Below are 12,961 nucleotides of genomic sequence, written 5' to 3' on the forward strand. Positions count from 1 at the left end.
TCAGCAAACCATTCATGTGTATTTTGAAACGGGGACTGCAAGTGTTCACGCTGGCCGCCGTCACGGCCAGCCCAGCGATGGCCCAGGCAAACGTGCCATGGGGTGTTGACCTGCTCAACCCCCAGAGCATGGGTGTGGCCTGGCTGCTGCTGGCGCTGGTGGCGCTGCTGCTGGGTGTCTGGCATGTGATATTGCGCCGCCAACTCAAGGCGCAGGCGCGCGCGTTGTCAGACGCGCAGACGGCGCTGGCGCAGGCATACCAAACCTCGCAGCGTGCGCTGGCCGAGCACCAGGCCATGCTCCACAACGAGATGGTGGGGATTGCGCGCGTGTCCGACCGCAAACATGTGTGGGTGAACCGCGCGTTGGAGGCCATGTTGGGGTATGGCCATGGCGAGCTGGTGGGCTTGGCCACCCGCGTGGCCTACCCCAGCGAGGCCAGTTTTCAGGCACTGGGTGAACAAGCCTACCCGGTCATGGCAGAGGGCAAAGTATTTCGTGCCCGCACCGAGCTCAAGCGCCGGGATGGCAGTGCCGTCTGGGTCGAGCTCAGTGGTGCCATCCTGGACGCCAGCACGAGCGAGTCGGTGTGGCTGTTTCTGGATGTCACCGAGCGCCAGCGGGCGCAAGCTGTGCGGGAAGAGGCGGCGCAGCGCCTGGAAAAGCTGGCCAACCGGATTCCGGGCTTGGTCTACCAGTTTTTGTTGCGCCCCGACGGCAGCGCTTGCCTGCCTTACGCCAGTGACGCCATTCTGCAGGTGCTGCGGGTCAACCCGGAAGACGTGCGGCAAGACGCCAGCGCTGTTCTGGCGCAGACGCACCCGGACGACGCGGCGCAGTTTCAAGCCTCCATCCAGGCCTCGGCGCGTGATCTGACGCCCTGGCAGCATGAATACCGCATGGTGTTTGACGACGCCAGCGTGCGCTGGCTGTACGGCAATTCCGTGCCCGAGCGGCTGGACGATGGCTCGGTGCTGTGGCACGGCTTCATCACCGACATCACCGAACGCAAAGCCGCCGACGAGCGCTTGCGCCAGCTCTCAAGGTCGGTGGAGCAGGCGCCGGTGTCCATTGTGATCACCGATCTGCAGGGCAACATCCTGTACGCCAACCCATCGTTCACCCGCAATACCGGTTACACGCTGGAAGAGGCCAAGGGGCACAACCCGCGCATCCTCAAATCCGGCCTGACGCCGCCTGAAACCTACACCGAGCTATGGGACACCGTCAGCCAGGGCGGCGTCTGGCAGGGTGAGCTGCACAACCGGCGCAAAGACGGTGATCTGTTCATCGAACACGCGGTCATTGCGCCGGTGCTGGACGCGGGTGGCAAGATCAGCCATTACGTGGCGGTCAAAGAAGACATCACCCAGCGCAAGCAGGCCGACATGGCGCTGCAGGCCTCGCTGCGGGAGAAGGTGGCCTTGCTCAATGAGGTGCATCACCGGGTCAAAAACAACCTGCAGGTCATCACCAGCCTGCTGCGCCTGGAAGTGGCCCGCAGTGTCCAGCCCGACACCCATACCGTGCTGAAAGACATGCAGGGCCGCATTTACGCCATGGCGCTGCTGCACGAGAGCCTGTACCGCTCGGGCACCTTTGCCTCGGTGGAGCTGGGCGCCTACCTCAAGCAGCTGGCCACCCAGACGTTTCGCACCCAGTCCGGGCTGGGCGGCGATGTGCGGCTGGTGCTGGAGATGGCGGCGATCAACGTCGGCATGGACCAGGCAGCACCGTGCGGGCTGCTGGTCAACGAACTGTTGTCCAACTGCCTGAAGCACGGTTTTCCTGACCGCCGTTCGGGTGAGGTGGTGGTCAGCCTGCAGCCCACCGCCCGGGACGGTTGGTGGAAACTGGCGGTGCGCGACACCGGGGTGGGTTTGCCGCCAGACTTCGAGGCCCGGCGCGCCCAGTCTCTGGGTCTGCAACTGGTGTCAGACCTGGCGCGTCAGCTCGGGGGCCAGCTCAACGTGGGCGCCGGGCCGGGGGCCGACTTCTCGGTGGTGTTCCATCTTCAGGTGTTTCACCTGCCTGACTAGGGTGTTGGCCTGATACCGTGCCAGACCGGCTGTCCCTAAAGTACGGCACATGTTCAGTCAAACAGTCCACTGTCCCTTGACCCACCCGGCCCCCGCGTCGGCCCGGCCCGCAGCGACGCTGTGCAGGAGCCGCTCATGACCCTGCGGATCATGCTGGTGGACGACAACCTGACCTTCATGGCGTCGGTCAAAAAAACACTCCGTCTGGTGCCCAACACCCTGGTGGTGGCCGAGGCCCACAATGGCCGCGAGGCGCTGGCTCTGGCGCAGCAATGTCAGCCCGACCTGATGCTGCTGGATATCGTCATGCCCGGTCTGACCGGGCTGGACGTGGCGCGCGACATGCAAGGCTGGGCCCACGCGCCACAGGTGCTGTTTCTTTCCATGCACGACAACGAGTCTTACCGCCTGGCGGCCCAGTCACTGGGTGCCCTGGGACTGGTGGGCAAGGCCAATTTTGTGACGGAGCTGCTGCCCTTCATCACCGGTCTGGCCGAAGCATCGACCGAGGTGGCGCCATGAGATCGGCCGTTCCCGCTGATCTGCACCGTTATGACCCAGCCGCCCTGGGCCTGGTGGCGGCCTTGCTGCTGCTGTGGCAGGGCCAGGCCAGCCTGCTCTCGCTCATCCTGGCGTTGTTGATGCTGGCCGGTGGTGCGGGGATGAGCTGGCTGCTGGCGAAGAGGGAAGCGGCGCTGCAACGTGCCGTGGATGATTATCTGGCGAGCCAATCCGCCTACAGCGCCGAGGTGGTGCCGGTCTGGAACGGTCATATCGAATCGTCCCGCGAGCAGATGGAAGTGGCGGTCAACGCCTTGTCAGAGCGTTTTGGCGGCATTGTGGACAAGCTGGATGTGGCTTTGCGCACCGCCGCGCAGGAAACCGACGCGGTCGACAGCAGCAGCAGCCTGATGGCGGTGTTTGCCAAAAGCGAGCAGGACCTGACCGCCTTGATCGCGGTGCAGGAAACCGCCATGAAAAACATGGCGCAGATGCTGGTCAAGGTGCAGGGCTTGGACCGCTTTGTGGTGGAGTTGCAGGACATGGCCTCGGATGTGGCCCGGATTGCGCAGCAGACCAACTTGCTGGCCCTGAACGCGGCCATTGAAGCCGCCCGCGCGGGGGACCTGGGTCGCGGTTTTGCCGTGGTGGCCAAAGAGTTCCGCATGTTGTCCAACCAGTCGGGTGACACCGGGCGCAAGATTGCCGAGAAAGTCAAGGTCATCAGTGCGGCGATTGTGGAGACCTGCAGTGTGGTGCATGACTCGGTGCAGGCAGAAGACACCTCACTGGAAACCGCCCACGCCACCATCAACCGGGTGGTGTCTGATTTCAAAGGCATCACCGAATCTTTCCAGCGCTCCCGCGACGTGCTGCATGGCGAGAGCCTGAGCATCCAGTCCGAGGTGAACCAGGCGCTGGTGCAGATGCAGTTTCAGGACCGTGTCAGCCAGATCCTGACGCAAGTGATCAAAAACATTGAACGTTTGCCCGCTGTGCTGCAAACCACACAGCAGGTGTACGCCCAGACGCGCCTACTTGAAGCGCATGACCCGCAGGAGATGCTTGCCGAAATGAAAAAAACCTATGTGATGGCGGACCAACACGTCATCCACGCAGGCGGCAAAGTGGTTCAGAGCAGCAGTGATAACGAGATCAGTTTTTTCTAGAGGACGAACCATGGCCAAGACCATCATGATTGTTGACGACTCCGCCTCGATGCGACGGGTGGTCGGCATTGCGCTCAAGGGCGCGGGCTACGACGTGCTGGAAGGGGTGGATGGCCGCGACGCGTTAGCCAAACTCACCGGCCAGAAGGTGCACCTGATCATCAGCGACGTGAACATGCCGGTGATGGACGGCATCACCTTCCTGAAATCGGTCAAGCAGATGCCGGCCTACAAGTTCACCCCGGTGATCATGCTCACCACCGAGTCGGAAGAGTCCAAAAAGCGTGAAGGCCAGTCGGCCGGGGCTCGCGCCTGGGTGGTCAAGCCGTTCCAGCCGGAACGCCTGGTGGACGCTGTGCAAAGGCTGTGTCTGCCATGAGCGCCGCCAACGTCTTGAAGATTGATGGCGAGCTGACCATCTTTCGCGCCATGGAACTCAAGCCCGCTTGCCTGGCGCAGCCGCCGGTCACCGAGATCGACCTCTCGGGCGTGACCGACCTCGACACCGCCGGCGTGCAACTGCTGATGCTGGCCAAAAAAACCGCGCTGGCCCAGGGCCGCGATGTGCGTCTGGTGGGGCACAGTGCGGCGGTGATCGATGTGTTTGAGCTGCTCAATGTGGCCGCTTATTTTGGTGACCATCTGGTGATGGATTCGCGGACCCCAGCCACCGGCGCAAGGAGCTGACATGAGCCTGGACATGGACGACGCACTGGAGATGTTCCTGGTCGAGAGCCGCGAGTTGCTGGGCGACATGGAAACCGCGCTGCTGGCCCTGGAAGGCGCCGACGACAAAACCGAGATGGTCAACGCCATCTTTCGCGCGGCCCACACCATCAAGGGGTCGAGTGGCCTGTTCAGCCTGGACCATGTGGTGGCCTTCACCCATGTGGTGGAAAGCGTGCTGGACAAGGTGCGCGCCGACCAGATCGCGCTGTCGGACAAACTGGTGGTGTTGCTGCTCGGTTGCAGCGACCATATCGGTTCACTGATTGACGGCGTGGCCGCAGGCGAACTGGCGGGCACGCCCGAGCTGCTGGCAGCGGGTGAGCCACTGGTCACCCAGTTGCGCGCTTTCCTGGACGCGGCCAAAGCCGCAGCACAGGCCCAGAACGCGCCAGACCCGTCGCGCCAGATGCCTACTGCCGATACCGAGCAGGTGCAGCGCATCCACGGCGACACGGCCAACGCCGACCACTGGCACATCTCGCTGCGCTTCGGCCCGGACGTGCTGCGCAATGGCATGGACCCGCTGTCCTTCATCCGTTACCTGGGCACCATGGGCCGGGTGGTGGCGATTGAGACCGTGACGGATGGCCTGCCGGACGCTGAGCACATGGACCCCGAACTGTGTTACCTGGGCTTTGAACTGGCGTTTCAGACCCAGGTGGACAAAGCCAAGATCGAGCAAGTCTTCGAATTTGTGCAGGATGATTGCCGGGTGGTGATCTTGCCGCCACACAGCCTGATCTCCGAATACGTGAGCCTGCTCAATCTGCAGCAGGGCGACGCCGCCCGCCTGGGCGACATGCTGGTGCGCTGCGGCACGCTCACCCCGCACGAGTTGGACATGGCGCTCAACACCCAGGTGGACGCACCCAACACACCGATTGGCACCATTCTGGTGGAGCAGGGCTCGGTCCAGCCCGAGGTGGTGGAGGCCGCACTCACCAAACAGAAACAGGTCAAGGAAGCCGGTGCCACCGAGAGCAAGTCCATCCGCGTGGATGCCGACAAGCTCGACCAGCTCATCAACCTGGTGGGGGAGTTGATCATCGCCGGTGCCAGCGTCAACATGATCGCGCACCGCTCGCGCGTGATCGAGCTGACCGAGGCCACCTCCAAACTCGCCACGCTGGTGGAAGAAGTGCGCGACAGCGCGCTGCAGTTGCGCATGGTGCGCATCGGCGCCACCTTCAACCGCTTCCAGCGCGTGGTGCACGACGTGTCGCGTGACCTGGGCAAAGACATCACCCTGGTGATCGACGGCGAAGACACCGAGCTGGACAAAACCGTGGTCGAAAAAATTGGCGACCCGCTGATGCACCTGGTGCGCAACAGCATGGACCACGGCATCGAGAGCGCCGAGGTGCGTGCCGCCCGGGGCAAACCCGCCCAAGGCACTTTGAAGCTCAACGCTTACCACGACTCAGGCGCCATCGTCATCAGCGTCGAAGACGACGGTGGTGGTTTGAAGCGCGACAAAATTTTGGCCAAAGCCATTGAACGTGGCCTGGTCGATGCGAGCCATCATCTGACCGACGCCGAGGTCTACGGGCTGATCTTCGAGCCGGGTTTCTCCACCGCCGAGAAGGTCACCAACCTGTCGGGTCGCGGCGTCGGTCTGGATGTGGTCAAACGCAACATCACCGCCCTGCGCGGCACCGTGGGCATCAACAGCGAGGAGGGCGTGGGCACCATCGTCACCGTGCGCCTGCCGCTCACCCTGGCCATCATCGACGGCTTTCTGGTGGGGGTGGATAAATCGGTTTACGCCATTCCCCTGGACATGATCGAGGAATGTGTGGCCTACAGCGCCGAGCCCGGTCACGACTACACCAACCTGCGCGGCGAAGTGCTGCCGTTCATCCGGATTCGTGAGTTGTTCTCGGTGCCGGGCAAACCGGCCAAGGGTGAAAACATTGTGGTGCTCAAACACGCTGGGCAAAAAGCCGGGCTGGTGGTGGACACCTTGCTGGGTGAGTTCCAGACGGTCATCAAACCGCTGGGGCAGATGTTTGCGCAAAGCAAATGCATCAGCGGCTCCACCATCCTGGGCAGCGGCGATGTGGCCCTGATTCTGGATGTGCCGGCCTTGGTACGCCAGGCCATGAGCAAGAGTGGCCAGGCGCCACCTGAGCGCACGGTGGTGGGTTGAGTTCAGTCAACGGTTTGAAATGTTTGGTTTTTTTAAGGGGTTCGTCATGTTTGCGAATATGAAAATTGGTGTGCGGCTGGCCATCGGCTTTGGCATCACGCTGCTGCTGTTGGTGGTCATTGCGGTCCTGGGCATCACGCGTTTGACGGACCTCAACGCCAGCCTGGACCAGATCGTGAATGACCGCTACCCCAAATCGGTTCAGGCCACCGATGTGATTCGGGCCATGAACCAGGTGGGCATCATCAGCCGCAACCTGCTGCTGCAAACCGACCCGGCAGACCGCAAACGCCTGACGGACGAGATCACCGAACAGCGCAAGGTGATCAGTGAGAACATTGAAAAGCTGGAGGCCACCGTGCGCTCCGATGAGGGCAAACGCCTGATCGCTGACATGAAATCAGCGCGTGCCGATTACGTGGGCACGCTGGAGTTGCTTTTGGGCATGATCGCCCGCAACGACAACGAGTCGGCCAAAACGCTGGTCTACGGTGACATGGGCAAGAACTACGTGGCTTATACCGGTGCCGTCCGTAAGCTGATCGAGTTCCAGGAAAGCATGATGATCAAGGCTGGAAAAGATGCCGAGGTGGCTGCCAGTTCATCGCAAACCCTGTTGATTACGCTGAGTGTGGTCGCCCTGGTGCTGGCGGCGTTGATTGGCTGGATCATCACCCGCTCCATCACCGGCCCGACCCGCAAGCTGATGGAAGGTGCTGAAAAGATGGCGGCTGGCAATTTTGACTTCAAGCTCGACATCAACAGCAAAGACGAGATCGGTGCCCTGGCCCAGTCCGTGGGGGCCATGCAAACCGCCGTGCAAGCCATGATCGCCGATGCCAACATGCTCTCCAAGGCGGCGGTGGAAGGCAAACTCGCCACCCGCGCCGATGCCGGCAAACATCAGGGCGATTTCCAGAAGATTGTGGCTGGTGTCAACCACACGCTGGACGCCGTGATCGGCCCGCTGAATGTGACGGCCAAGTATGTGGATGACATCTCCAAGGGCGTGATTCCGCCCGTGATCACCGACAACTACAACGGTGACTTCAACCTGATCAAGAACAACCTCAATGCCATGGTCAAGATGATGAGCGAACTGCTGGCGCAGACCGACATCATCATTCAAGGCGCAGCCAACGGCGAGCTGGAAAAGCGGGCCGATGCCACCAAGTTTGTCGGCGGCTGGAACAAGCTGGTACTGGGCGTCAACGAGACCGTCACCAACATCGTCAACCCCCTGAACGTGACCGCCGACTATGTCGAGCGCATCTCCAAGGGCGACATGCCACCCAAGATCACTGCCGCCTACAGCGGCGACTACAACATCATCAAAAACAACCTGAACGCTCTGATCGACGCCACCAACGCCCAAGCCGCCGCGGCCCAAGCCATCTCCAAGGGTGACCTGACCGCGCAAGTGACTGTGCGCAGTGAAGGCGACATGCTGGCCAAGGCGTTGATTGACGTGATCAAGGCCGTGAACGCGCTGGTGGCCGACGGCATGTTGCTGGCCAAAGCCACGGTGGATGGTGACCTGGCCGTGCGGGCCGATGCCACCAAACACCAGGGCGACTTCCGCAAAGTGGTGGAAGGCCTCAATGCCGTGATGGTGGCGGTCAACACCCCGGTGCAAGAGCTGCGAGAAGTTTTGGGCGCCCTGGAAGGCGGCGACCTGACCGTGTCGATGAAGAAAAACTACGCCGGGACTTGGGACGAGCTGAAATCGGCCATGACCAACATGCAGAAGAAGCTGGTCGAAGTGGTGACCGATGTCAACAGCGGTGCCCAAGCCCTGGCTAGCGCCTCGGAAGAAGTGAGTGCCACCGCCCAGAGCCTGAGCCAAGCGGCCAGCGAACAAGCAGCCGGCGTGGAAGAAACCAGTGCCAGCATCGAGCAGATGACCTCCAGCATCGCCCAGAACACCGAAAACGCCAAGATCACCGACGGCATGGCCAGCAAGGCCGCCAAGGACGCGGCGGATGGTGGCGAGGCGGTGGAAGCCACGGTCACGGCCATGAAGCAGATTGCCCAGAAAATCGGCATCATTGACGACATCGCCGCGCAGACCAACCTGCTGGCCCTGAATGCCGCGATTGAAGCCGCCCGGGCCGGTGAACATGGCAAGGGTTTTGCCGTGGTCGCCGCCGAAGTGCGCAAACTGGCCGAACGCAGCCAGATTGCCGCCCAGGAAATTGGCGAGGTGGCCGGCAGCAGCGTGGCGCTGGCTGAAAAAGCCGGCAAGCTGTTGGCCGAGATCGTGCCCAACATCCGCAAGACCAGCGACCTGGTGCAAGAGATCACCGCTGCCTCCACCGAGCAAAGCAGCGGTGTGGGCCAGATCAACTCGGCGGTCAGCCAGCTCAATACCACCACGCAACAGAACGCCTCCAGCTCCGAAGAGCTGGCGGCCACCAGCGAGGAGATGAGCAGTCAGGCCGAGCAACTGCAGCAGACCATGAGTTTCTTCAAGCTCGACAGCTCAGCCATGAGCCGGGGTGTGCAGCACCAGGTGCGCAAGAGCAGTGCCAGTTCCCGGCCTGCCAGACCCGCAGCTGCCGCCCGGCCAGCCCACAGCCATGCCACAGCCAGCCCTGACGATCTGGATGAATCCCAGTTCACCAAGTTCTGACGGGAGCCGACCATGAACGCACTGGTCAAAGCTGACAAAAAAGGGTTGGGTCACCAGGTGGCCACCCAGGCGGCGGTGGAGGAAAAGCAGTACCTGACCTTCATGTTGGGTGGCGAGATGTTTTCCATCAGCATCCTGAGCATCAAGGAGATCATCTGGTACGCCAACCTGACCGAGGTGCCGATGATGCCCGCGTGTATTCGCGGCGTGATCAACCTGCGCGGGGCGGTGGTGCCGGTGATGGACCTGTCCAACCGCTTCGGCAAGCCCTCCACACCGGTGGTCAAGAGCACCTGCATCGTCATCATCGAGGTGCCCACCACCGTGGAGGGCGAGCACCAGAACATGGGCGTGGTAGTGGATTCGGTGCAAGCGGTGCTGGAGATTCCGACCACCGAGATTGAGCCTGCGCCGAGTTTTGGCGCCAAGATCCGCTCCGACTTCATTGAGGGCATTGCCAAAGTCAACGGCAAGTTTGTCATCCTGCTCAACGTCAACCGCGTGCTTTCCACCGAAGAGATTGGTCAGATGGGGCAGGTGGTCTCAACTGATCAATTCTCCAATCAGGCAAGTTAATCCTCCATCTATCGTTACTAAAAATTACACATCGGAAAATTCGAAATGTTCGCAGATTTAAAGCTATCGACACGACTAATATTTTCATTTATTGCTGTTTTGTTGTTAACGGCGTTTATGGGGGGGTTCTCGGTTTATCAGTTGGCTGAGGTTAATAAAGCCTCTACTGATATGAGTGAAAACTGGATGCCTAGCATTCGCACCGTTTCGGAGATGAATACCAACACCTCCGACTTTCGTATCGCCGAGGTACAGCATGTTTTTTCGCAGACGGCCCAAGAAATGGCGGCTTATGAGCAGACCATGGCGCAGTTGACAAGCGTTTTTGACAAAAACAAAGCTGACTACGAGAAGCTGATTTCCGATGCCGAGGAAAAGAAACTCTACGATGGGTTCAGTGACAAATGGAATCGCTATTTGGAGATGCACAAGAATTTGCTTGACTTCTCTCGAAGCGAGAAACCCGAAGAAGCCAAGGCGCTGCTTCGTGGGGACTCAAAAAAGTTGTATGACGAAGCCAGTGATGCACTGCAAAAGTTGGTTGCTTTGAATGAGGAGGGTGGCCAACAAGCCAGCCTGGAAGGTGATGCGCTTTACGCATCTGCGCGCATGTGGATCTTTAGTGTGTTGCTTGCGGCCGTGGCTTTGGGGGCCTTGTTGGCGGTATTGGTCATTCGCAGTGTTTTGGCACAGCTTGGTGGTGATCCCAGCTATGCCCGTGAGATGGTGGTCCAGCTTGCTGAAGGGGATCTGACCATGGAGATTCTGACCAAGCCCAAGGACAACTCCAGCTTGCTGTTTGCCATGAAGACCATGCTTGGCAAGCTGTCACAAGTGGTGTCCGATGTGAACTCGGGCGCCCAAGCCTTAGCCAGTGCCTCCGAAGAGGTCAGCGCTACCGCGCAAAGTCTGTCGCAAGCTGCCAGCGAACAAGCCTCAGGGGTTGAAGAAACCAGTGCCAGCATCGAGCAAATGACCGCCAGCATTGCGCAAAACACCGAAAACGCCAAGATCACCGACGGCATGGCCAGCAAGGCCGCCAAGGACGCCTCCGATGGCGGTGAAGCCGTTAACGCCACGGTCGACGCCATGAAACAGATCGCCAAAAAGATCGGCATCATCGACGACATTGCCGCGCAAACCAACCTGCTGGCCCTGAACGCTGCCATTGAAGCGGCCCGGGCTGGTGAACACGGCAAGGGCTTTGCCGTGGTCGCCGCCGAAGTGCGCAAACTTGCTGAACGCAGCCAGATTGCGGCACAAGAGATTGGCGAAGTGGCCGGTAGCAGCGTGGAGCTCGCTGAAAAAGCGGGCCGCCTGCTGGCTGAAATCGTGCCCAACATCCGCAAAACCTCGGACCTGGTGCAAGAGATCACGGCCGCCTCCACCGAACAAAGCAGTGGTGTGGGCCAAATCAACTCGGCAGTGAGCCAGCTCAACACCACCACGCAGCAAAACGCATCCAGCTCCGAAGAGCTGGCCGCGACCTCCGAGGAGATGAGCAGCCAGGCCGAGCAACTGCAACAGACCATGAGTTTCTTCAAGCTCGACGAGTCGTCGTCTCGCAGGATGCCGCATCAGGTGCGCAAAAGCAGCGCCAGTACCAAGGCCGCGCCCAAGTCGGCGGCCAACCGCGCTGCCCCAAGCCACGCCAGTGCCAGCTCTGATGACCTGGATGAATCCCAGTTCACCAAGTTCTGACAGGAGCCGACCATGAACGCACTGGTCAACGCTGACAAAAAGGGCTTGGGCAACCAGGTGGCCACCCAGGCTGCGGTCGAGGAAAAGCAGTACCTCACCTTCATGCTGGGTGGCGAGATGTTCTCCATCAGCATTCTGTGCATCAAGGAGATCATCTGGTACGCCAACCTGACCGAGGTGCCGATGATGCCCGCGTGTATTCGCGGCGTGATCAACCTGCGCGGGGCGGTGGTGCCGGTGATGGACTTGTCCAACCGCTTTGGCAAGCCCTCCACACCGGTGATCAAAAGCACCTGCATCGTGATTGTCGAGGTGCCGACCGCCGTGGAGGGTGAACACCAGAACATGGGCGTGGTGGTGGATTCGGTGCAAGCGGTGCTGGAGATCCCGACCACCGAGATTGAGCCTGCGCCGAGTTTTGGCGCCAAGATCCGCTCCGACTTCATTGAGGGTATTGCCAAGGTCAACGGCAAGTTTGTCATCCTGCTCAACGTCAACCGCGTGCTTTCCACCGAAGAAATCAGCCAGATGGGGCAGGTGGCGGGTACCGCAGAGTTGGGTTGATCAGCGTCTGAATGGATAAAAAATAGTCGCTTCCAGCCCTTGACCAACAGGGGCGGGATATGGCGAATTGATAAATGTACCGGGAGCCAGCGTGCAGGCGATAGCCATCACCGACAACGAGTTTGCTCAGTTTCAACGTTTTATCTTTGACGCGGCGGGCATCACCATGGCCGACGCCAAGAAGGCGCTGGTTACCGGGCGGCTCGGCAAGCGGCTCGCGTTTCATGGCCTGCAGAGTTTTGGTGAGTATTTCAAGCTGCTCAAATCTGGCCTGCACCCGGCCGAGGTGCAGATGGCAGTGGACCTGCTCACCACCAACGAGACCTATTTTTTTCGCGAACCCAAGCATTTTGAGTTTTTGCGTAGCCAGGCTTTGAAAGAGCGCAGCCGCCCCCAGCCGTTTCGGGTGTGGAGCGCGGCCAGTTCCAGCGGGGAAGAGGCCTACAGCATGGCGATGGTGCTGGCAGACTGCATGCAGACCACGCCGTGGGAGATTTTGGGTACCGACATCAGCACCCGGGTGATCGACGGCGCACGCAAGGCCTTGTATTCGATGGAGCGTGGTCGCCATATTCCGACCGAGTACCTGAAACGCTTTTGCCGCAAGGGCGTCGGGCCCTACGACGGGCAGTTGCTGGTGGAGCGCAGTTTGCGCAGCCATGTCAGCTTCCGTCAGGTGAATCTGAACGCCGCATTGCCTGAGCTGGGACAGTTTGACATTGTTTTTTTGCGCAACGTGATGATTTATTTCAACAACGACACCAAGCGCGAGGTGGTGGCGCGGGTCATTGCCACCCTCAAGCCAGGCGGCTATTTTTGTGTCGGGCATTCCGAGAGCCTCAACGACATCACCCAGGCTGTGAAGATGGTGGCCCCGGCGGTCTACCGCAAAGAGGCTTGA

Annotated in this window: 10 protein-coding genes and 2 pseudogenes; all 12 read left to right on the plus strand. The window is 60.6% G+C overall.

Annotated features, from left to right (window positions below; genetic code table 11):
* The first annotated feature begins 14 nt into the window (after positions 1-14).
* The 12 genes and pseudogenes from LHU53_RS00165 (at position 15) to LHU53_RS00215 (ending at position 12,961) form a co-directional block, all read left to right on the plus strand.
* A complete protein-coding gene (locus LHU53_RS00165) occupies positions 15-2,039 on the plus strand; it encodes a PAS domain S-box protein (protein ID WP_227330059.1) in 2,025 nt (674 codons plus the stop codon).
* 135 nt (positions 2,040-2,174) lie between these two features.
* Positions 2,175-2,561: a response regulator transcription factor gene (locus LHU53_RS00170; RefSeq protein WP_227330060.1), complete on the plus strand. Its 387-nt coding sequence runs from the start codon at positions 2,175-2,177 to the stop codon at positions 2,559-2,561.
* A complete protein-coding gene (locus LHU53_RS00175; protein WP_227330061.1) occupies positions 2,558-3,709 on the plus strand; it encodes a methyl-accepting chemotaxis protein in 1,152 nt (383 codons plus the stop codon). The genes LHU53_RS00170 and LHU53_RS00175 overlap by 4 nt, the downstream gene beginning before the upstream one ends.
* Positions 3,710-3,719: 10 nt before the next feature.
* Positions 3,720-4,088, plus strand: a complete 369-nt coding sequence (locus tag LHU53_RS00180; protein WP_227330062.1) for a response regulator — start codon at positions 3,720-3,722, stop codon at positions 4,086-4,088.
* The gene (locus tag LHU53_RS00185) at positions 4,085-4,396 is read left to right on the plus strand and encodes a lipid asymmetry maintenance protein MlaB (protein WP_227330063.1); all 312 of its coding nucleotides are present in this window, start codon (positions 4,085-4,087) and stop codon (positions 4,394-4,396) included. Before LHU53_RS00180 ends, LHU53_RS00185 begins: the two co-directional genes overlap by 4 nt.
* A gap of 1 nt (position 4,397) precedes the next feature.
* Positions 4,398-6,587 (plus strand): chemotaxis protein CheW, encoded by a 2,190-nt coding sequence (locus LHU53_RS00190; protein WP_370632189.1) that lies wholly within the window; start codon positions 4,398-4,400, stop codon positions 6,585-6,587.
* A gap of 58 nt (positions 6,588-6,645) precedes the next feature.
* Positions 6,646-7,899: pseudogene (locus LHU53_RS19840) on the plus strand (MCP four helix bundle domain-containing protein); the annotation flags it as partial.
* Positions 7,900-8,202: 303 nt separating this feature from the next.
* Positions 8,203-9,219, plus strand: a pseudogene (locus LHU53_RS19845) (methyl-accepting chemotaxis protein); the annotation flags it as partial.
* A gap of 12 nt (positions 9,220-9,231) precedes the next feature.
* The gene (locus LHU53_RS00200; protein ID WP_227330065.1) at positions 9,232-9,795 is read left to right on the plus strand and encodes a chemotaxis protein CheW; all 564 of its coding nucleotides are present in this window, start codon (positions 9,232-9,234) and stop codon (positions 9,793-9,795) included.
* A gap of 45 nt (positions 9,796-9,840) precedes the next feature.
* Positions 9,841-11,496: a methyl-accepting chemotaxis protein gene (locus LHU53_RS00205; RefSeq protein WP_227330066.1), complete on the plus strand. Its 1,656-nt coding sequence runs from the start codon at positions 9,841-9,843 to the stop codon at positions 11,494-11,496.
* A 12-nt stretch (positions 11,497-11,508) separates the two neighbouring features.
* Entirely contained in the window at positions 11,509-12,060 is a 552-nt protein-coding gene (locus LHU53_RS00210) for a chemotaxis protein CheW (protein WP_227330067.1), read from the plus strand.
* Positions 12,061-12,151: 91 nt separating this feature from the next.
* Positions 12,152-12,961, plus strand: a complete 810-nt coding sequence (locus tag LHU53_RS00215; RefSeq protein WP_227330068.1) for a protein-glutamate O-methyltransferase CheR — start codon at positions 12,152-12,154, stop codon at positions 12,959-12,961.

Origin of the sequence: Rhodoferax sp. U2-2l, from assembly GCF_020594515.1 — a bacterium.
Classification (GTDB): Bacteria; Pseudomonadota; Gammaproteobacteria; order Burkholderiales; family Burkholderiaceae_C; genus Rhodoferax.

Coding starts and splice junctions, on each gene's coding strand:
- LHU53_RS00165 (WP_227330059.1), top strand. CDS start 15: ATGTGTATTTTGAAACGGGGACTGCAAGTGTTCACGCTGGCCGCCGTC.
- LHU53_RS00170 (WP_227330060.1), top strand. CDS start 2,175: ATGACCCTGCGGATCATGCTGGTGGACGACAACCTGACCTTCATGGCG.
- LHU53_RS00175 (WP_227330061.1), top strand. CDS start 2,558: ATGAGATCGGCCGTTCCCGCTGATCTGCACCGTTATGACCCAGCCGCC.
- LHU53_RS00180 (WP_227330062.1), top strand. CDS start 3,720: ATGGCCAAGACCATCATGATTGTTGACGACTCCGCCTCGATGCGACGG.
- LHU53_RS00185 (WP_227330063.1), top strand. CDS start 4,085: ATGAGCGCCGCCAACGTCTTGAAGATTGATGGCGAGCTGACCATCTTT.
- LHU53_RS00190 (WP_370632189.1), top strand. CDS start 4,398: ATGAGCCTGGACATGGACGACGCACTGGAGATGTTCCTGGTCGAGAGC.
- LHU53_RS00200 (WP_227330065.1), top strand. CDS start 9,232: ATGAACGCACTGGTCAAAGCTGACAAAAAAGGGTTGGGTCACCAGGTG.
- LHU53_RS00205 (WP_227330066.1), top strand. CDS start 9,841: ATGTTCGCAGATTTAAAGCTATCGACACGACTAATATTTTCATTTATT.
- LHU53_RS00210 (WP_227330067.1), top strand. CDS start 11,509: ATGAACGCACTGGTCAACGCTGACAAAAAGGGCTTGGGCAACCAGGTG.